The organism is Rhodanobacter sp. G2-10 (genome assembly GCF_055809185.1).
Genome location: NZ_CM147900.1, coordinates 3,350,994 through 3,371,964 on the forward strand (window position 1 = coordinate 3,350,994; position 20,971 = coordinate 3,371,964).

The 20,971-nt window shown below is 66.2% G+C and carries 14 protein-coding genes and 1 tRNA gene; 6 read left to right on the forward strand and 9 right to left on the reverse strand.

Translation table 11 applies throughout. The features are described 5' to 3' along the window. Window position 1 precedes the first annotated feature (1 nt). The gene (locus tag AC0L58_RS15160; RefSeq protein WP_473684844.1) at window positions 2-1,885 is read left to right on the forward strand and encodes a M56 family metallopeptidase; all 1,884 of its coding nucleotides are present in this window, start codon (window positions 2-4) and stop codon (window positions 1,883-1,885) included. Between the two features lie 60 nt (window positions 1,886-1,945). Here AC0L58_RS15160 and AC0L58_RS15165 read toward each other — a convergent pair whose 3' ends face one another. Further along, complete coding sequence (locus AC0L58_RS15165) at window positions 1,946-4,288, reverse strand: S9 family peptidase (protein WP_473684846.1); 2,343 nt, start codon at window positions 4,286-4,288, stop codon at window positions 1,946-1,948. A 223-nt stretch (window positions 4,289-4,511) separates the two neighbouring features. Next, entirely contained in the window at window positions 4,512-5,420 is a 909-nt protein-coding gene (locus AC0L58_RS15170) for a LysR family transcriptional regulator (RefSeq protein WP_473684848.1), read from the reverse strand. A gap of 101 nt (window positions 5,421-5,521) precedes the next feature. Here AC0L58_RS15170 and AC0L58_RS15175 point away from each other — a divergent pair, with 101 nt between their 5' ends. The 4 genes from AC0L58_RS15175 (at window position 5,522) to AC0L58_RS15190 (ending at window position 11,599) form a co-directional block, all read left to right on the forward strand. Beyond that, window positions 5,522-6,529, forward strand: a complete 1,008-nt coding sequence (locus AC0L58_RS15175) for an aldo/keto reductase (protein WP_473684850.1) — start codon at window positions 5,522-5,524, stop codon at window positions 6,527-6,529. An 89-nt stretch (window positions 6,530-6,618) separates the two neighbouring features. After that, window positions 6,619-7,443 (forward strand): NADPH-dependent 7-cyano-7-deazaguanine reductase QueF, encoded by an 825-nt coding sequence (gene queF, locus AC0L58_RS15180; protein WP_473684852.1) that lies wholly within the window; start codon window positions 6,619-6,621, stop codon window positions 7,441-7,443. Between the two features lie 176 nt (window positions 7,444-7,619). Then, complete coding sequence (locus tag AC0L58_RS15185) at window positions 7,620-8,219, forward strand: hypothetical protein (RefSeq protein ID WP_473684854.1); 600 nt, start codon at window positions 7,620-7,622, stop codon at window positions 8,217-8,219. A 167-nt stretch (window positions 8,220-8,386) separates the two neighbouring features. Next, complete coding sequence (locus AC0L58_RS15190; RefSeq protein WP_473684856.1) at window positions 8,387-11,599, forward strand: S41 family peptidase; 3,213 nt, start codon at window positions 8,387-8,389, stop codon at window positions 11,597-11,599. A 198-nt stretch (window positions 11,600-11,797) separates the two neighbouring features. Here AC0L58_RS15190 and AC0L58_RS15195 read toward each other — a convergent pair. Both AC0L58_RS15195 and AC0L58_RS15200 read right to left on the reverse strand, forming a co-directional pair. Beyond that, window positions 11,798-11,874, reverse strand: a tRNA-Arg gene (locus tag AC0L58_RS15195). A 200-nt stretch (window positions 11,875-12,074) separates the two neighbouring features. Continuing rightward, on the reverse strand, window positions 12,075-13,907 hold the full coding sequence (locus AC0L58_RS15200) for a M61 family metallopeptidase (RefSeq protein WP_473688760.1): 1,833 nt from the start codon (window positions 13,905-13,907) through the stop codon (window positions 12,075-12,077). Between the two features lie 342 nt (window positions 13,908-14,249). Between AC0L58_RS15200 and AC0L58_RS15205 the strand changes: the two genes are divergently transcribed. After that, window positions 14,250-15,332: a GGDEF domain-containing protein gene (locus tag AC0L58_RS15205; protein WP_473684858.1), complete on the forward strand. Its 1,083-nt coding sequence runs from the start codon at window positions 14,250-14,252 to the stop codon at window positions 15,330-15,332. 6 nt (window positions 15,333-15,338) lie between these two features. On the opposite strand, the gene AC0L58_RS15210 is transcribed toward AC0L58_RS15205, so the two are convergent. The 5 genes from AC0L58_RS15210 to AC0L58_RS15230 form a co-directional block, all read right to left on the reverse strand. Continuing rightward, window positions 15,339-16,886 carry an amino acid permease gene (locus tag AC0L58_RS15210; protein ID WP_473684860.1) on the reverse strand — a complete coding sequence of 516 codons (1,548 nt, stop codon included), beginning with the start codon at window positions 16,884-16,886 and terminating at the stop codon, window positions 15,339-15,341. A gap of 549 nt (window positions 16,887-17,435) precedes the next feature. Continuing rightward, window positions 17,436-18,704 carry a sterol desaturase family protein gene (locus AC0L58_RS15215; protein WP_473684862.1) on the reverse strand — a complete coding sequence of 423 codons (1,269 nt, stop codon included), beginning with the start codon at window positions 18,702-18,704 and terminating at the stop codon, window positions 17,436-17,438. Next, complete coding sequence (locus AC0L58_RS15220; protein WP_473684864.1) at window positions 18,701-19,390, reverse strand: lysoplasmalogenase; 690 nt, start codon at window positions 19,388-19,390, stop codon at window positions 18,701-18,703. The genes AC0L58_RS15215 and AC0L58_RS15220 overlap by 4 nt, the downstream gene beginning before the upstream one ends. A 142-nt stretch (window positions 19,391-19,532) precedes the next feature. Then, complete coding sequence (locus AC0L58_RS15225; protein WP_473684866.1) at window positions 19,533-20,582, reverse strand: glycerophosphodiester phosphodiesterase; 1,050 nt, start codon at window positions 20,580-20,582, stop codon at window positions 19,533-19,535. A 67-nt stretch (window positions 20,583-20,649) separates the two neighbouring features. Then, the gene (locus AC0L58_RS15230; protein WP_473684868.1) at window positions 20,650-20,880 is read right to left on the reverse strand and encodes a hypothetical protein; all 231 of its coding nucleotides are present in this window, start codon (window positions 20,878-20,880) and stop codon (window positions 20,650-20,652) included. Between the last annotated feature and the right edge of the window lie 91 nt (window positions 20,881-20,971).

Below are 20,971 nucleotides of genomic sequence, written 5' to 3' on the forward strand. Positions count from 1 at the left end.
CATGAGCAGTCTCAGCCTTTTCGTCGATACCTTGCTCGTCCGGCTCGTCTGGACGTCCATCCAGGCCAGCGTGCTGATTGCCGTCGTGCTGTTGATCCTGCGCCTGCTGCCGCGCTTGCCCGCGGCGATACGGTGCACCCTGTGGTGGCTGGTCAGCCTGCAGTTGTTGCTCGGCCTGTGCTGGCACGCACCGCTGGCACTGCCGTTGCTGACCCCTGCGGCGACGGCGACAAGCAGCCCGTCGATTGGTCAGGCACCGGTCACTTTCACGCTGGAAGGCACGGCGCCCACCGCGCCCGGCATCGTGCCGGCAGCACAGCATGCCGAGGCGCTGACCGGCGCTGCAGCTGCCGACCCGGTTCGCTGGTACATGCTGCTGCCCATGCTCTGGCTGGTGGCCACGCTTGCCCAACTGCCGCTGCTGGCCCGTGAGTGGTGGCGCGCCCGGCGATTGCTCGACTCGGCGGAACCACTGGTCGATGCAGGCATGCAGGCAATCTGTGCCCAGCGCGCGCGTACCCTGGGCCTGCGCCGCTGTCCGCCACTGTACGTCAGCGCGGAGATCGATTCACCGCAGGTCAGTGGCCTGCTGCAGCCGGTGGTGCTGCTGCCCGCGGCCCATGCGATGACACCGCTCGAGTCGGCGATGGCCATCGCGCACGAACTGGCCCACCTGCGCCGCGGTGACCTGTGGCTGGGCTGGCTGCCGGCGATCGCGCGGCGGCTGTTCTTCTTCCATCCGCTGGTGCGATGGGCCATGCGTGAATACGCCTTCGAACGCGAGGCCGCCTGCGATGCCGAAGTGCTGCGACAGACCGGCACCATGCCGCACGCCTACGCCCAACTGCTGCTGCGCCTGGGCGTATCCCACCCGATCCATGCCGGCCTCGCCGGTGCATCCCCCACGTTCCAGAACCTGAAGAGGCGACTGACCATGCTTCAGCACGTTGATCCCGAATCCCGCCGACACTTGCGCGGTTGGCTGCTGGTGGCGCTGGTCGCCGTGGCCGGCGTATTGCCCTACCGCGTCACCGCCGCCAGCAGCAAGCACGATGCCGCCAGCACACCGGCAGCCAGCGCGTCGACGATGGCACCCATGCCGCCCATGCCGCCGGCGCCCCCGGCACCACCCTTGCCCGCTTCACCCGGCATGGCTCCGCCACCACCGATGGCACCGCCGCCGCCACCGCCGCCACCGCCTCGTGACAGCGGATTCTCCGCCCGACATGTGGACATCAACACCACGAATCACGCGCAGAACGGTTTCGCGCTGTTCGATGGCGATTCGACGATCACCATCAACGGCTCCAACGCCGATCTCGACACCGTGAGGAAACTCCATGCGAGCAACAAGGCAATGCTGTGGTTCCGCCGCGGCGACCATGCCTACGTGATCCGCGACAAGGGCATGCTGGAACGCGCCAGCCGCATCTACGCGCCAGTGACGGCGCTGGCACGGCAGCAGGGTGAGCTCGCCGGCCAGCAGGGCGCGTTGGCCGGCCGACAGGCCGGTCTTGCAGCCCGTGATGCCGCCATGGCGCAGGAACAGGCTGCGCTGGCACAGCGCCAGGCACAAATGGCGGCCCGCATCGCGGCCGCCGAAGCCAACGGGTCCGACCAGCACGCGCACCAGGAAGAACTGGATGCGCAGCAAGCCGCCATGGACGCTGCCCGGGTAGAATTGGAGCAACGCCGCGCCGAACTGGAAGCCCGTCAGGCTACTCGGCAACAGGCGCTGGAAAAGCAGCAGGCCAGTTTCGAGAAACAACAGCAGGCGATGGAGCGCAAGCAGCAGCAGGCACAACAAGCTGCCGAGCAGGCAATGAACAAGTTGCTCGATGAAGCCTTGGCCAAGGGCCTGGCCCAGCAGACGAGCGCGCGCTGACCCTGGCGGGTATCGAGCCTGCCCGCCCGACGCCGTGTCGCCACGGCGCCGGGCTTCAGCTCAATTCCACGGCCACGCCTTCAGCTGATACTCCGGTGGCGGCGTGTCGCCGGCCAGGTAGCGCACGAAATAATCCCAGCGCCGACGCGTGATGTAAGGCGTGGCATCCGCGTAACCGTGACGCACGTTGGGAATGGCGATCATGTCGAAGTCACGGTTGGCCTTGATCAACGCCTCGACCACCAGCAGCGTGTTGGATGGCGGCACGTTGTCGTCCAGCGTGCCGTAGGTAAGCATCAGGTGGCCCTTGAGGTTCTTCGCGAAGCTCTGGTTGGCCTGGGCGTCGTAGTTGGTGGTTCCGTCCTTGTGGGTAACCAGCAAACTCTGCCACTTCTCGGCCCAGTCGTCCTCGTAGTTGCGGTTGTCGTGGTTGCCGCTCTCGGCCCAGCCGACCTTGAAGAAATCCGGGTAATGGAACATCGCGCCCGCCGTGGCATTGCCGCCGCCGGAGTGCCCCCAGATGCCGACGCGGTCGAGGTCGATCCACGGATGGCGCTTGGCCAACTGCTTCAGCCCGGCCACCTGGTCGGGCAAGGTGTTGTCCTCGATGTGCTCGAAATAGGCATCGTGGAAGGCCTTGGAACGCCACGGCGTGCCCATGCCGTCGAGCGCCACCACGATGAAGCCCAGCTCGGCCATCGCCTGATGGTCGCTGCGAGCGGCCAGGAAGCTGCGTCCGCGCACCGAGCCGGTCTGCGGGCCGGGATAGACGTAGTCGATGATCGGGTATTTCTTCGACGCATCGAAGTGGGTCGGCTTGAACATCAGCCCGTACAGATCGGTCTTGCCGTCGCGCGCCTTCACCGTGAACGGGATCGGCGGCACCCAGCCCGCCGCACGCAGGCGGCTGATGTCGCCGCGCGCCACGGTAGCCAGCGTGCGCCCGTCATCCGAACGACGCAGCACGGTGACCGGCGGCACGGTCGGGGTGGAATACGCATCGACGAAATGCCGGCCGTCCGGTGACAGGCTGATCGTGTGATCGGCGGCCTCCGGTGTCAGCAGGGTCGGTTGGCCGCCGTCGAGACTCACCTTCCAGAACTGCTGGTAGTACGGATTGACGCCCGGCGTGCGCCCCACCCCGCGGAACCACAGCGTGCGCGTTTTCGGATCGACCCGGAGCACCTCGGTGACATTGCCCTCACCGGTGGTGATCGCGTGCTTGAGCTTACCGGTGGTGAGGTCGTACAGATACAGGTTGCCCCAGTTGTTGCGCTCGGAGAACCAGATCGCCTCGTGCGTCTTCGGCAGGTAGCGCCAGTTCACCGCGCCGTTGCCACTCTCGTAATACGTCGGCACCTGCTCCTCGAACACCGTGCGCACCTTGCCCGTTTTCGCATCGGCGATGCGGAACCATTCGTGCTTGTGGTCGCGCGAGGTGGAGACGAAGGCCAGGGTCTTGCCGTCGGGGGCCCATTTCACGTCATCCCAGCCGCCATCGGGGCCGCAGCTGACGTCGTCGCACAGGCTGGAGCGGTGCTGGTCGGGCGGCATCTGCAGGCGCACCACCTTGTGCGTGGGCACGTCGATGATCACCCGCTCGATCATGGTCACGTGCTTGTCGCCGACCAGCGGGTATTTCCACTTCAGCAACTCGGGATGGCCGACCCTGGTCCTGATCAGATACATCTCGCCGGTCTGGCGCTGGTCCTGCTGGAAAGTGGCGATCTGCCTCGAATCGGGCGACCACTCGAGAATGGCCTTGTCGGTGTGCTTCCAGCCGGCGTTGTCGGTGGCGTACCCAAAGTTCTCCACGCCATCGGTGGTGAGTCGGGTCTCCTTGCCGGTGGCAACATCACGCAACCACAGGTTCCAGTCGCGGATGAAGGCCTCGCTCTTGCCGTCCGGCGACAGCACGCCGGGCTCCTTGCCGGTCTTCAACAGCGTGGCCCGAGCGACGCAGCTGGCCGTCGCTGCGGCAAGGTCGCAGACATAGTGCTTGTCGTGCACGACGACATCGATGCGGCCATCCGACCGCATGGCGTATTTTCTGACCGGCAGCTTCTCGGCATCCACTGGCTTGCCGGTGGCCTCGGTCAGCGCGGCCGCCAGTTTCGGCTGGTCGAACAATGGCGCGGGCTTGCCATCAGTGGCGCCCATGCGCACGAAGTGGCCGCCGTCGGCGTCGTGGTCCACGTACCAGAAATGGCCATCGTCGAGCCAATGGACCTTGTTCACCGCGTGATCGACCAGCGGCGTGGCGTTGTAGGTCATGAAACGCTCGGCCCGCGCGTAATCCGCGGCCGTGAGCGTGCGCGCCTGTGCGGCCACCGTAGTCGTAGCCGCAAGCAACCCCAGTACCAGCGCCGCGCCGAAGTGCGCCTTGCCCCATATCGTTTGCATCGATTGCTCCCGGATTTCCTTGGTCACGGACCACGGGCGTTGCCGCCCGACAGTACGAAACCGTTGATCCTAACCGACGACACGGGCAGTCCGGGACCCGACGCGGCAGTGACGTCACACTTGCGGGCATGGCCCGTGGCTTTACCGATGCCCCGGGAGCGAGCCGAATGTGTGAAGAATCGGCTGCGAATCCGGAGGCGCGGCCCGCAAGTCCGACGGGCTCTCAGTGCAAGCTGCCGGTCAGCTCCACCAGCCAGTCGATGAACACGCGCAAGCGCGCCGGCATCTGCCGCTGCTGTGCATACAGCACGTGCACCGGCATCGACGGTGGCCGCAACGCGGGCAACAGTTCGCGCAGGGTTCCGTCCGCGAGCAGATCGGCGATGCGGTAACGCGGGAACTGCGCGATGCCCAACCCCGCCTGGCAACAGGCCAGGTAGGCCTCCACTCCGCTGACGCTGACGCGCCCCGGCAGACTCACCACCCGACGGCGGTGGTTGACCACGAATTCCAGCGACGGTTCGGCCCGCCGGGTGGTGGGCGAGGTCCAGTTCACCGCCAGATGGCCGCGCTGCAGGTCCGCCAGCGTGGCCGGCTTGCCGTGGTGGCGCAGGTAGCTGGCGCTGGCGACGGTGACCTGGGCCAGCTGGGCCACCCGCCGCCCCACCAGGTTGGCGCTGGACTCCGGCAACTCGCCCACGCGCAACACGCAATCGACTCCCTCGCGCAGCAGGTCCACCATGCGGTCGCTGCTGCCGATCTCCAGCGCGATCTGCGGATAACGGGCGAAGAACTCGGGCAGCGCGGGAATCACCAGCCAGCGCCCCAGCGTGGCCGGCATGTCGATGCGCAGGCGGCCTTGCGGTTTGATCGCGCCGTCGCGGAAGACGGTTTCCACCTCATCCAGATCAGCCAGCAGCCGCACGCAATGTGCGTAGTAGGCCTGGCCGTCAGGGGTGACGCGCTGGCAGCGCGTGGTTCGCTGCAGCAGTTGCGTACCCAGGCGTGCCTCCAGCTTCTTGATGGCGTGGGTGACGGTGGCGCGCGGCAGGTCACGATCGGCCGCCGCCGCCGTGAAGCTGCCCAGCTCAACGATCCGCGTGTACAGCCGCATGGTATCCAGGCGATCCATCGATTGTTGTCGCATTTGGAATGGTGATGCAGATTATTGGATATTTATTGCACAAGCGCCAAGGCGCACCATGGCGTCCTCTTCACCCACGGAGCAATCGCATGCATACGCGCACACTTGGCAAGAACGCCCCCGGAAAGCCCGCCCCGCAAGTCTCCGCGCTCGGCCTGGGCTGCATGGGCATGAGCGCCTTCTATGGCGCCCACGACGACACCGAATCGATCGCCACCATCCACCATGCGCTGGAGCGCGGGCTGAACCTGCTCGACACCGCCGACATGTACGGCCCGCATACCAACGAGGTGCTCGTCGGCAAGGCCATCAAGGATCGTCGCGCGCAGGCGTTCGTGGCCACCAAGTTCGGTATCGTGCTCGACCCCGACGACCCGCAGGCGCGCGGCGTGAACGGCCGCCCCGACTACGTGCACGCCGCCTGCGATGCCAGCCTCAAGCGGCTGGGCATCGACACCATCGATCTGTACTACCAGCACCGCGTCGATCCGAACGTGCCGATCGAGGACACCGTCGGTGCGATGGCCGAGCTGGTCGCTGCCGGCAAGGTGCGCTATCTGGGACTCAGCGAGGCCTCCGGCGCCACGCTGGAGCGTGCCTGCAAGGTGCATCCGATCGCCGCGCTGCAAAGCGAGTTCTCGCTGTGGACACGCGACCCGCAAGGCAACGGCATGCTCGATGCCTGCCGCCGGCTCGGCGTCAGCCTGGTCGCCTATTCGCCGCTGGGGCGCGGCTTTCTCACCGGCGCGATCCGTTCGCCGGATGACTTCGAGGCCGACGACTACCGGCGCCACAGCCCGCGCTTCATGGGCGACAACTTCGCCCGCAACCTGCAGCTGGTCGACCAGGTGAAAGCACTGGCCGCCGACAAGGGCTGCTCGCCGGCGCAGCTGGCGCTGGCGTGGGTGTTGGCTCAGGGCAACGAGGTGCTGGCGATTCCCGGCACGCGCAAGCGCAGCCGACTGGACGAGAACCTGGGCGCACTGGATGTGCAGCTCAGCGTGGAAGAACTGGCCGCCATCGATGCCGCATTTCCGCCCGACGCGGTGAGCGGCGAGCGCTACGTGGACACCGGCATGCGGTTGGTGAACGCATGAGGGTCTGAAGCGCGATATGGGAAGAGCCTGCGTGTCGGCATTCATCGGCCGGATGCCGGCACGCGCTGCGGGGGCGTTAAACTCCCCGCATGAGCACCCCCGAAACCTCCCCGCTAGGCAAGGACACGGTCTACGCTGATCGCTACGATCCGAACCTGCTGTTCCCGATTCCGCGCGCCGACAAGCGTCGCGAGATCGACGTGGCCGAGACCCTGCCGTTCCACGGCGTGGACATCTGGAACGCCTACGAACTCTCGTGGCTGGATGCGCGAGGCAAGCCGCAGGTGGCGCTGGCCGAGTTCCGGATCCCGGCGGCTTCATCGCACATCATCGAATCCAAATCGTTCAAGCTGTACCTGAACGGCTTCGCGCAGGAGCGCATCGAAAGCGCCGAGGTGCTCACCGATACCCTGCTGCACGATCTTTCGGCCGCCGCCGGCGCGGTGGTCAGCGTGCAGTTGCATGACGCCCGCGCCGCGGCGTTGCCAACGGTCGATCTGGACGGTCAGCTGCTGGACACGCAGGACATCGCCATCGATCACTACGGGCCGCCGCAGTCGGACTTCCTGCGCGCCAACGTCACCGTGCAGCCCGTGCAGGAAACCCTGGTATCGCACCTGCTGCGCTCCAACTGTCCGGTCACCGGCCAGCCCGACTGGGGCAGCGTGCAGATCGCCTACCGCGGCGCACCGATCGACCACGCCGGCCTGCTGCGCTACCTGGTCTCGTTCCGCACCCACAACGAATTTCACGAGCAATGCGTCGAGCGGATCTTCGTCGACCTGACCCAGCGTTGCGCGCCGCAGACGCTCAGCGTGTACGCGCGCTACACGCGCCGTGGCGGCCTCGACATCAACCCGTTCCGCAGCAGCACGCCCGGCACGCCGGACAACCTGCGCACGGTGCGTCAGTAGCGCATCGAGTCTGCCATCAGCGATCGGATGTGGTGCGTGCGCGACCGAAGATGACCAGCGGGTGAAAGTTCACGCATCAATCCATGCGTTGCTTACCGGCGCTTCATTCGCCCGGCGCTAGCCTTCGGTAGCCTGACCCCAGGTGCACGAAAGACACCATTGCCAGTGGAGTTCCGATGAAACGATCCAGCCTGATGACCCGTCTCCTGCAAGCTGCCGGCCTGGCCAGCGTGGTGCTGCTTGCCGCCTGCGGCAAATCGGAAGCGCCCGCGCCCGGTACGCCACCGGCCGCCAGCAGTGCCGCCCCTGCCGCGACAACTGCAGTCGCCAGCTCGGCACCGGCGCCGGCCAGCAGCAGCAAACCGCAGGTGAGCCCAGCGACCACCGGCAGCAGCGCGATGATTGCGCCGACGCCGGCCAGCTCCGCGCCGCCGCCGTTCGCGTTCGACAAGCTGACTCTGGGCGACGCTGTCAGCGCGAACCACGAGATCACGCATGCCGCCGATCACTTCGCGTCGGATGACAAGACCCTCTACGCCAGCGTTGCCACCGTCGGCAGCAGCACGGGGGCCACGCTGAATGCCAAGTGGCGCTACCTCGAAGGTCGCGGCCAGCTGGTCAGCAGCATCAGCCAATCGGTCGCCACCGACGGGCCGGCGATCACCACGTTCAAGGTGGAAAACCCGGACCTGTGGCCGGAAGGCAAGTACAAGGTGGAGATCTCCATCGATGGCAAGCCCGTCGCCAGCCAGGACTTCCAGATCGACAAGAAGTGACCGCCTGACGCGTCGGGCGGGCTCGGCCCGCCACCTTCCCCGCACGTCGCGGCCCGGCTGGCCGTTTTTCCCCGCATGTCACCGCACCGCGGCCATGACTTATGGTGCAGGCACGCCCAGCCATGGACACCTAAACTGGGCGCCGGCCTTTTGCCTGGGGAACCCGTATGCGCCTGCATTCCATGCCGTGGATGCTGTTTGCTCTGTTCGCGTTGCCGTTGCATGCCGCCACGCCGGCAGCAGCCAGGGTTGCGATGTCGCAACCATCCGTATCCCCCGACGGGAGCCAGATCGCCTTCGTGGCCGACGGCGGCATCTGGACCGTGGCCAGCAACGGCGGTGACGCGCACCTGCTGGTGGCCGACGATGGTGGCAACGATTCACGACCGCTGTATTCGCCTGACGGCAAGCAGCTCGCCTTCCAGTCCGATACCGGCGGCGAAGGCAGCGGCATCTACGTACTCGACCTCGCCAGCGGCGCGCTGCGCCGGCTGACCTGGGCCGACGGCAGCAACCAGCTCGACGCGTGGTCGCGCGACAGCCAGTGGATCTATCTGAGCTCCTCGCGCGACAACGTCGGCGGCATGGCTGGCGTCTATCGCCTGCGTGCCAGCGGCGGCACGCCGATGCCGGTGTCGCTGGAAAGCTATCGCAATGAATCGATGGCGGCGCCCGCGCCCGATGGTGCCTCGCTGGCGCTGGTGGGTGGCGGCATGGGCGACTGGCAATGGTGGCGCCACGGCCGCAGCCACATCGATGAAGGTGCGGTGTGGCTGTTGCGCGACGACGGCAGCCACCAGTACACCCGGCTGACCCCGGACAACGCGCGCGCCGAATGGCCGATGTGGGCGCCGGATGGCCGCACGCTTTATTACATGAGCGACCGCAGCGGCAGCGAGAACATCTGGCGCGTGCCGCTGGGCGGCGGCAACCAAACGGCGCTGACCTCTTTCACCGACGGCCGCGTGCTGTGGCCCAGCATGTCGGCCAGCGGCAACCTGCTCGCGTTCGAGCGCGACTTCGGCATCTGGACCGTGAACCCGGCCAACGGCCAGGCCACGCCGCTGGCGATCCGGCTGGCGGGCGCCATTCGTGGTCCGCTGGCGAAACACGAGAAGCTGACCGGAGGCTTCAGCCAGATCGCGCTGTCACCGGACGGCAAGAAGCTGGCGCTGATCGCCCACGGCGAAGTGTTCGCCACTGACGCGGCCAAAGGCGGCCATGCGCGCCGCCTCACCCGCACCACCGCCGAGGAATACGACCTGGCGTGGGCACCGGACAGCCGCCGGCTGGTCTACGGCTCCGAGCGCGGCGGTCACGGTCAGTTGTTCATGTACGACTTCGCCGAGGGCAAGGAAACGGCATTGGCCAGCGATGCCGGCGAAGACACCGCGCCGCGGTTCTCCCCGGACGGCAAGCAACTGGCCTTCCTGCGCAACGACCGCGAGTTGTGCGTGCTGGATCTGGCCAGCGGCAAGCTGCGCACCTTGGTGAAGGCGCCGATCGACCTGCCGCGACCGCTCGATTCCAGCGCGCCGTTTGCCTGGTCGCCGGATGGCCGCTGGATCGCCTTCCTCAGTTGGGGGCCGCGCATGTTCCGCAACGTGCAGGCGGTGTCGCTGGCGGACGGCAAGCAGGTCAGCCTGAGTTCGCTCGCCAACACCGATGCCGACAACGTGCTGTGGAGCCCCGACCGTCGCAGCCTGCTGTTCACCACCGGCCAGCGCACCGAAGAGGGGCGCGTGGCGCGGGTCGACCTGCTGCCGCGCACGCCAGAGTTCCGCGAGGATCGCTTCCAGGATCTGTTCAAGGCCAAGACCGACGCTGACAAGAAGCCGAAGGATGACCAGGCCAAGCCGGACGACAAGCTGGCCAACACGCCGGTGCGCATCGACACCCACGGCATCCGCGAGCGCTTGAGCCTGCTGCCGGTCGGGCTCGACGTGGGCGCGGCGCAGGTCAGCCCCGACGGCAAGACCCTGCTGCTGACCGCCGAGGTGGCCGGCAAGCCGAACCTCTACAGCTGGTCGCTCGACCCCTTGGCAAACGAGCCGCCGGTGGCCAGGCAGCTCACCAGCACGCCCGGCGACAAACAGGATGCGCAGTTCAGCCACGACGGCAAGCGCGTGTTCTACCTCGACGCCGGCAGCATCAAGTCGCTGGCACTCGACGGCAATCACGATGCCAAGCCGCTGGCCGTCGACGCCGCGCTGGAGGTGGACTTCGACAGCGAAAAGCGGGTGGTGTTCGAGCAGGCCTGGCACTGGCTGCGCAGCACCTTCCACGATCCGGCCATGCACGGCGTCGACTGGAACCAGGTGCATGCCACCTACGCGCCACTGGTGGCCACGGCCGCCACGCCTGCGGCACTGTATCGCCTGCTCAACCTGATGGTCGGCGAGCTCGATGCCTCGCATTCCGGCGTACGCCCGCCGCAGCACCGCACGCCGATCACCGGCCGGCTCGGCCTGACATTCGACCGTGCCGAGTACGAGCAGCATGGCCGTTTCCGCATCGACGCGGTATTGCCACTGTCGCCGGCCGACGTGACCGGCGACATCAAGCGCGGCGATTACCTGCTGGCCATCGACGGCGAGCCGCTGGACGCGCACAGCAACCTGGCGCAGCGCCTGGCCCATCGCATTGGCGACAAGGTCAGCCTGCGCATCGCCGACAACGTCAACGGCGCCCACGCCCGCGACATCGCGGTCAAGCCGATCGACTCCAGGGATCTGTCGGAGCTGGCGTATCGGCACTGGACCGCGGTCAACCGCGCCTACGTGCTGAAAGCCAGCGGCGGACGCCTCGGCTACGTGCACCTGCGCGACATGTCGTTCGGCTCGCTGCAGGATTTCTACAAGGACCTCGACGCGCAGAACGCCACCCGCGATGGCGTGGTCATCGACATCCGCAACAACTTCGGCGGCTTCGTGAATGCCTACGCGCTGGACGTGCTCTCGCGCCGGCCGTATCTCAACATGACCTTCCGCGGCTTCGACCAGGCCGAACCGGCGCGCAGCATCCTGGGCCAGCGCGCGCTGGAGCGGCCCACCGTGCTGATCACCAACCGCGTCACCCTCTCCGATGGCGAGGACTTCTCCGAAGGCTACCGCGCGCTGGGCCTGGGCAAGATCGTGGGCGAGCCCACCGCCGGCTGGATCATCTACACCTCCGCCGGCAAGCTGATCGACGGCGGCACCGTACGCCTGCCCTTCATCACCATCACCGACAACCACGGCCAGCCGATGGAAGGCCACCCGCGTCCCGTCGACATCCCGGTCAGCCGCCCGCTGGGCGAGTCGTACCGGAACAAGGACAGCGAGCTGGACGCGGCGGTGCGCAGCTTGCTCACAACCGCGGGTGGCTCGGGCAAGAGCTGATTTCGGCCCGAGCGCCAGCCTTCGCCGGCAAGGTGGAAGACTTGATCTTGAATCGCCTCGGCCGGCCTTTTGTTGCCTGGTATCAGGACGTTCGTCATCCGGGCGCGGACGGACTCGTCTCGCGCTGATCGTCTTGCTGCCAGTCTCCGGACAACGAAAAAGGCCACCCGCAAAGATGGCCTGATTCTCGGAATTTTATGGTGCGCCCGGCGGGATTCGAACCCACGACCACCGCCTTCGGAGGGCGGTACTCTATCCAGCTGAGCTACAGGCGCATTGTGTGACCGCGCGCGAACCGATGGTCGGCACCGCGGGGAGCGCATTATAGCCGAGATGCGTGTGCAGGGGCGGTTCCGCCCCAAGGCATCCGGGCCATCTGTAGGGGCGCACCCTGTGCGCGATGCTCCTGGTCCCTCGCCTGGTGAAAATCAAGAGCAATCGCACACAGGGTGCGCTCCTACAAGTCTCGCGGGGCTCAGCGGGCCTTGAGCAGCGTGGTAAGCGTGTCGGGCCTGCTGCTGTCGCGGACCAGGTGGGGATACTTCAGACCGCCGTGGTAGGGGATGCGCACGGTCTTGTACTCGTTGAAGTTCTTCACCAGCAGCTCGATGGTCTGGCTGTTGTCTTTGGCGGCGGCGGTGATGGCGTCCTTGAGATCGTCGGCATCGTAGTCGTGGCCGTTGACGGCGATCACGCTCATGCCGGGCGAGATGCCGGCCTTGAACGCGGGGCTGTCCCACAGCACGTCACCGATGCTGCCACTCTTGTTGATCGACAGGCCCAGTGAGTAGATGAAGTTGCCGTAGCCGCGGCGTTTTTCGCTGGCCTTCACGGCGTCCGATGGCTTGTCGCTATAGACCAGCTTCCAGCCGTGCGAGGCGATGCCGCCGATCAGCGGGCCATGGCCGTCTAGCCGGACACGCAGGTAGCTGCCCCAATCGAAGGGGGCGATGCCGTCGAGGGTCTTGACCACGTCGTCGAAGGTGTAGGTGTTGACGTTCCACTGGCCGTTGTCCATGCCGAAGAACGCGTTGCCGAAATCGTCGATGCTCTTCTTGCCGTGGCTGAGCTCGCGCAGCTTGCCGTCGACGTCGAGCCAGATCAGCTGGCCGGCGGAGTAATAGTCCTCGCTGGCCTGGTAGTTGCGGTACGGCAGTGGTGCGCGCTGGGCGATGGTCGGGTCATTGGTGGTGTCCTGCACGTTGCGCCAGCTGGCCAGGCCGGGCCGACCTCTGTCGTAGGTGGCGGCCACTTCGGCCAGCTTGTCGCGGGTCTGCTCGGCATTCCACAAGCCCGAACGCGCGGCCATGACATGGCCCCAGAATTGCGTTTGCCCCTCATACACCCACAGCAAGGTGTCGCTCATCGGCACGTTGTAGTTGGGTGTGTACAAGTCGGCGCCGCGGCGGTACTTGCCGTTCCAGGAATGGTTGAACTCATGCGAGAACAAGTCGCGCGCAAAGGCATTGCCTTTCCAGTCGGTAAAGAAGTCCGCCGACACGCCGTCTTCGCTGGACCGATGGTGTTCCAGGCCGTTGCCGCTCATCTTGTCGCTGAGCGAGACCAGGAAGTCGTAGTGGTCGTAGTGATGCGCGCCGTACATCTTGTACATCTGCTGCACCAGGTTGCGGAACAGCTGCAGCTGCTCCGGCTTCACCTCCAGGTACTTCGGTGCGTCGGCGACAATGTCCATGTGCACCGATGCCTTCGCGCCCGGGTCCAGGTCCAGTCGCTTGAAGTACTTGCCGGCGTAGATCGGTGAATCAATCAGGTTCTCGTAATCGATCGGCTTGAAGTGGAGGGTGTCACCGTCGCGCGAGGCCACTTCCAGCGCGGTGCCTGCCTGCCAGCCGGCGGGCAGTTTCACGCTGGCCTGGGTGGGGATCTGGCGGGCGTAGTAACCGGCCGGGTACAGCGTCACCGTGTTCCATTGCAGGTTGAGCATCTCCGGCGTCATCACCACCCGGCCCTGGCGCCGGTCCTGCGGCGAGAGGTACTGGAACCGGGTCTCCACCTGCGTCGCCCCCACGGGTACCTCGACGTGGAAGGCGTAGACGTTGAGTGGATCGCGCTTCCACACCAAAGTCTTGCCATTGGCCGTGATCACCAGGCCAGCAAACTTGTCGATTGGGCCGGTGGGCGAATGATTTCCCGGGATCCACTGCGGATACAGCAGGGTCAACGGGCCGGGCCGGGCGGGGATCACCTCATGTACCCGGAAAATGCGATGGGCCACGTCGGTCGCGTCCACGGTGATCTTCAGACTGCCCTGGTACGGCACATTCTGCGGTGGCGGGACATCGGCCATCACGTTGAGACTGACCAGGGCAAAGGCGCTGGCGGCGAGAACGGCGGCGAAACGCGTGAATTTCAAGAAGGCCTCCAAGGCAAAGCGGTGATGATGGCACCGGCATGACCGGACACATCGCAAGTGGGCGCAGAAACGGAAAAACCGGGAAAAGTGGGCCTTGCAGCGGCACGCAATGCCCAGCCGGATTCCCGATGCTAGTGCGCCGGGCCGGCCCGCACCCCCTGCCGAAGGTCACGGACATCGTGGCGCGACTTGCAGCCACGCCCAGGGACGGGTGCTTTGGCATTCATTGTGCTTGATCCAGCGTCAACGCTGACCAGCATCGATACCGCCCTACCCGTGCCCATCCAGCCTACCCACTGGCAACCACCCGACGACGCGGCATTCCACCGCGACTATGCGGGTTATCTTGCGCAGCGGTTGGGTCCGATGATCCATGCGCTGATGGCCGTGGCGCTGTGCGCCTACCTGCTGGGCGTGGCGATGCGCGGCCTGGTCGGCGCGCCGCCAGCCCAGCTGATATGGCAACTGGTTCCGGCGCCGCCGCTGTTACTGGTGATCATCGCGGCCCGCCAATGCCGCGAGCCGCTGCCGCTGCGGATGCTGGCGCTGCTGTGCGTAGTGTTGCTGGAGATAGGCATCAATCTCAACGGTCTCGGCAGCGTTCCGGGCGCACGAGAGCCGCTGCCGGGCCTGCTGCTGCCGGTGGCCTCGTCGATGATCTGGTTCGGACGCTGGGACTTTCTGATCGCGATGGCATTGTGCGCGCTCGGGCCGCTGCCCTTGCTGCTGCACACCGGCGATGGCGTGAAGACGCTGCAGTTCGCGGTGTACATGGCGATTTCGGTGTCGCTGGCCACGGTGCTGCGCGCTTTCATGGCGCGCACCATGCTTGAACAGTTCAAGCTCGAGCGCCTGCTGCGCCAGCGTGCCGAAACCGACGGGCTGACCGGCGTGCTGCTGCGCAACCGCTTCCTGGACCTGGGCCGGCGCGCGCTGCAGGAGGCGCACGACCAGCAACAGCCGGTGGCGATGCTGTTCCTGGATGCAGACAATTTCAAACGCATCAACGACGACCACGGTCATGCCGCCGGTGATGCGGCGCTGATTGCCCTGGCGGCCCGCCTGCGCACGCAGGGGCGCGAAGGCGACCTGATCGGTCGCATCGGCGGCGAGGAGTTTGCGATGCTGTTGCCGGGCGTTGGCCATGCCCAGGCACTGGCGCGTGCCGAGCAACTGCGCCTGGCCGTGCGTGCCAGCCACCACCCCGGCGGAAACCTGAGCGCCAGCATCGGCGTGGCCGTCTGCGCGCCAGGCTGCTGCGACAGCATCGAGAACCTGCTGGCCCGCGCCGACCAGGCCATGCGCCAGGCCAAGCGCGATGGCCGCGACCGCGTGGTCACGGCCATCGCCTCAGCCTGAGCGGACTCAGGACTTGCCGGTCAGGCCCAGTCTCGAGTTGCGCATGCCGTAGGCGAAATAGATCACCAGGCCGATCGCCATCCAGATCACGAAGCGCCACACGGTGACGATGTCCAGCCCGCCGATCAGGTGGAAGTGTCCGTTGGTGACCCACGGCCAGCCGATGATCAGGAACAGCGAGAACACGATGCCCAGCGGTGCCAGCAGCCACAGTGCGGGGGTGCGGAAGCGCCGCTCCAGTTCGGGTTGGCGGATGCGCAGGATCAGCACGGACGCACAGATCACGATGAATGCCGACAGGGTGCCGATGTTGACCAGTTCGGCCAGCTCGCGGATCGGCAGCAGGCCCGCCGCGAGCGCGGTGAACACGCCCAGTGCGATGGTCGGCCGGTGCGGCGTGCCGTACTTCGGATGCGATTTGGCGAACCAGGCAGGCAACAGGCCATCGCGCGACAGCGCGAACCAGATGCGCGCCGCACCCAGCATGAAGGCAAACACCACGCTGGCGATGCCGCACACCGCGGCGATGTTGATGATGCCGCTGACCCAGTTCAGGTCGCGCGCGGCGAACACGGCACTGACGGGCGCCTGGCTGGCCAGGATCATCTCGGTGCACTGGCCCGGCACCTGCGACGGATCGATGCAGCCGTTGTACGGCACCATGCCGGTGAGCACCAGCGAGATGGCCAGGTACATTGCCATCGCCACGCCCAGCGAAGCCACCACCGCCAGCGGCAGGTCGCGCTGCGGATTCTTCGACTCCTCGGCCGCGGTGGTCAGGGTGTCATAGCCGAACACGGCAAAGAACACGATGCTGGCCGCGGCGAGCATGCCGCCCATGCCGTAGCGCGTGCCACCGGTGGCCGCGGCGTCATGCACCAGCGGCGGGATGAACGGGGTCCAGTTGGCCGTGTTCACGAAAAACGCGCCCACCACGACCACCAGGATCACGCCGAGCACCTTCAGCGTCACCACCACGGTGTTGAAGCGGGCGCCGACCTCGGTGCGCGCCACCTGCAGCGCGGCCACGCCCAGCGCCACGACCATCGCAATCAGGTTGATGCCGCGCCCGCTGTCCGGGTGCGCCGGATCGTACGCGCCTTGCAGGAACACCGGCATGTGCAGGCCGGTGACCTGGGTGATCAGCGATTGCAGGTAGTTCGACGTGCCCGCGGCCACCACGCCCACGATCAATGCGTACTCGACCAGCAGATCCCAGCCGATGATCCAGGCGGGCAATTCGCCCAGCACGGCATAGCCGTAGGTATAAGCGCTGCCGGTGACCGGGATCATGCCGGCAAACTCGGCGTAGGAAAGCGCCGCACAGGCGCTGCCGATGCCGGCGACCAGGAAACTGAGAATGATCGCCGGACCCGCGTTGAGCGCCGCCTCGTTGGGCGCCAGCACGAATACACCCACGCCAACGATCGCGCCCACGCCGATGGCGGTGAGCTGCCACACACCCATCGTGCGGCGAAAATCCTTGCTTGCGCCAGCTTCCGACTGGAGCTGCGCAACCGACTTGCTACGTACCAAATTGCGGAAGAAACCCATATGGAACTCCCCTTGAAAACAGCGCACAGCATAACAAGTCGATCAAATTTGGCTACCGCCAGCCCTTGGAATCAGCCACTTGCAAACGTATGGACGTCCAAACGACCTGCCCCACGGACATGCCCCGACGACCAGAGCGTGGTGCAGCTTGCGACCCGCGTGGCATTTGTTCAAGGTAGCGCTGATCGCGTCTCGAACAAGAACGGACCACACAAGTCTGCGGTGGACGGAGCGGAAAATCGACTGATTCAGCGCGGCTTGTGAGAGCTGCCCCCATCCGCCCTGTCGGGCACCTTCAACCGTAAACGGAGGAAGGAAAACCTGCGAACAACCATGCAGCACGGGTTGCGTGAACCATTCCTTCCCCCGCAACGCGGGGGAAGTTGCCCGACAGGGCGGATGGGGGCGCTCTTGCTGTTGCTTCGCATGCCCCACATCGACACCACGCGCTGCCGTCAAAGCGTTGATCCACTCTTTAACCATGCAGATCACGGAACTTCGCAAGACTTGATCTCGACCTGTTCAGTGCTGCCTTGAGCATGCGGCACCTCAGCCGATGACAGCATCACGTGGCAGCGCTTCGCGCGGACGCAAACCGGCCATCCACGGCAACACCAGCGCACTTGCCCCGAACACGACACCGAAGGCCGCCGTCGCATAGGTGTCCAAATGGGCGACACCGAACCAGCGTCCCAGGAGCGGGGGCACCACGGCCGTCAACAAGGTGCGCGCGCCTTCCAGCCAGAACGCCGTACGCCGGCTCTCCATCAACGCGCCGATGATGCAAAGACTGGCCACCATATAGAACGCGTAGCCAACCAGTGTGCCAAGGCCGGCGTGCGCGGTCAGGCCGAGGAAGTGCGTGGCCATGCCGAGCAGCATGGCGAACTGCAGCAGGCAGTAAACGGCCAGCGCGGGCGGTATCGGTGGATCGTAGCGCTCCCGCCTGAGGTCGTACTCCGGCTTGGGAAAGCGTGCGGCCACGTCGGCCGGACGCCAGCCGGGCCGACGGAACCAGATCTGTGCCTTGTCGCGCCAGCGCTTCGCGCGCCAGGCATCCACCGCCGCGGCCCAGTACACCTCGGCGTTTGCCCACAGCGGATTCCAGCTGCGCAGCGGCGAGCGCGTGCCGTAGACCGGGCGATCCACGTCATCCTCCTCGACGAAGGTGCCGAACAGGCGATCCCACAGGATCAGGATGCCACCGTAGTTGTGGTCGAGGTAACGGTCGTTGGTGGCGTGATGCGCGCGATGGTTGGAGGGCGAGCAGAACACCCGGTCGAACCAGCCCAGCTTGCCGATCTGCTCGGTATGCACCCAGAACTGGTACAGCAGATCGATCAGCGCGATCACCACGAACACTTCCAGCGGATAGCCGAGCAGCGCCATCGGCAGGTAGAAGATCCAGCCCAGCAGACCCCCGGTGCTGGTCTGGCGCAGCGCGGTGGAGAGGTTGTATTCCTCGCTCTGGTGATGCACCACATGCGCCGCCCACAGGATGTTCACCTCGTGACCCATCCGGTGCAGCCAGTAGTACAGGAAGTCGTACAGCAGCAGACCACTGACCCACACCCACAGACTGCTGGCCGGCAACGCAAACAGCGCAAGATGCTGCACGCACCAGGCATAGATGCCCAGCGTGAGCAGCTTCATGAACACGCCGGCAATCTGCGACATCACGCCCAGCCCGATGCTGTTGATGGTGTCGTTGCTGCGATACGCGCGGCGACCGCGCAGTCGCGCCACGCTGAACTCGATCGCGATCAGCACGAAAAAGAACGGCGTCGCCCAGGTGATGATGAGTTCGGAGGTATTCACGTCTTGCCACCCGTCTGCACCAGGCCCTTCACCACGGCAGCCTCGTCCTGCGCTACCGAGCGGGCAATGAACCACAAGGCTGCATAGTAGCTCCCGAGCACCCACAGCGTCGTCAGCGGCAGGGCGCTGTGGAAGCGGTTCCATGCCAGCAGGCTGTCGCTGAGCATGAACAGCAACCCGCCGATCGCCGCACGTCGCGCCGGTCGCGCCAGCGCATCGCCGGCGTGGAACCAGGCACGCCCCAGCGCCTGCGCGCCCATCGCCGACAACACCAAACCGTACAGCGCCACCGCCGGGTGCAGCGCGGCCGGAATGGACGGCCACAGCAACGCGATATTGGCCCCGCCCAGCAGCAGGCAGATGACCCACGCCAACGGGCGTGTCGCCAGGCGACTGTCGCCCAGCAAGGCGCTGATGAAGCACAGATGTCCCAGCAGAAAACTCACCAGCCCGGCCAGGAAAAGATCCGCCGGCAGCATCAGGAAGATGTCACCCGCCAGCGAGCACGCCATGTCCGCGACGATCCACGCCCGATAACGCAGCGACACCGGCGGCCAGGCACAGGCCGCGGCCGCGAGGATGCACAGCGTGGTAAGCGGCTTGGCGATCCAGTGCAGCCATTGCCACGCCGTTGCGCCGTCTGCCAGCGTGCCGCCGAGGATGGCGGCCGTGGCGACGCAACTCACGGCCAGCGCGATACCGCGCGTGCGTGCCGGGGATGCAAGGAAAGAAGGCGCGGCGACCATGGCTGCCGAAATGGCGGAGATGACTCGATCATAGCGGCCTTTCTCGCAGCCGGTAGGCACGCACAAGCGGCAGCCGCGCGGCTCAGCGCGCGTCGACCGCCTCGCGCCCGCTGGCCGGATCGTCGGTGAACAAGGCATCGACGCCGGCATCGAGGTAGGCGTTGATCTGATTGACCAGACCGGCCCGATTGAATGTGCGCGGATCGTTGCCCTGCCAGAATTCCTTCGCAAGAAACCGGTTCTCCGGGCGGAACGTATAGGGATGCACTTCCAGACCGATCGCGTGCGCGTCCGGCACCAACCGCGTGGGCTGGCCGAGCTCGCCCTCACGCGCGTACGGCCTGATCGCGCTGATGTCGGGGCCGATCGCATCGGCATAGCGAGCGACTTCGCGCAGCCCGTCCGGCGTCATCATTCGCGCATAGTCCAGATCGCCACCGGCAGCAGTCACGTCGTACGGTTGCGCGCTCGGCACATCCAGCAATTGCAGCAGGCGCATGTTCGGATGACGATCTCCCAGCTTCTGGCGCAAGTACTTCAGGTTCGCGATCTCGAACGACTGGATCTCCACCGGCGCCGTGCGCGTGTACGCATGCGCGGCCAGCGTCGCCAGCAACCGATCCTCCATCGGCAGACCGATGCCCTGGAAGTAGCTGCCGTGCTTGATTTCCGGAATGACGCCGATCGGGCGACCCGCCAGCATCGACTCCGCCGCCGCAAACTCGATGATCTCCTCCAGCGTCATGATCTGGAATTCGCCGTCGTATTCCGTGCTGCGCAGCTGCGGCAGGCGTTCGCGTGCGCGCAGCGTTTTCAGCTCGACGAGGGTGAAGTCTTCGGTGAACCAGCCGTTCACGGCGCGGCCGTCGATCGTCCTGGTCGTCTTGCGCCCGGCAAAGCGGGGATGGCTGGCCACGTCGGTGGTGCCGCCGATCTCGTTTTCGTGGCGCGCCACCAGCACGCCATCCCTGGTCATCACCAGGTCCGGTTCGATGAAGTCCGCACCGTCGACGATCGCCCTGGCATACGAGGCCAGCGTGTGTTCCGGCCGCCACGCCGGCGCACCCCGATGCGCGATGACCTGGACCCTGGCGGCAAGTGGTTTTTCAGGCTGAACCAAGGCGACCGGCACGGACGACGTTCCAGCGACGGGAAGGAAGCTGCAGCATAAGCGCTATGCCCACGCGGTGCCGCAGGCGTCAGTCCGGCCGGTACAACTGCTTGTAGACCCGGCTCACCTGCTGCTGCAGGTCACCCGACTGATGCGCTTCGTCAAAGGCGTCGTTGAGCCGCTTCTCGGTCTGGTGCAGCGTGCGCAGGAAGCGCTTGTCGGCCGCCGACAGGTCGAGGTCGGCCATCTGCTGTTCCAGCGCTCCGGCATCGTCCGGCGCGCTGGCGCGCGGATCGTTCGATCGGGTCATGGCTGGCATGGCGGTATCCGGTCACGGCGATTCATGCCGCCAAGGCAAGCAAGACACCTGCCAGCAGCGGCCAGACCCGCCGCAAACCTTCGGCAGGCCG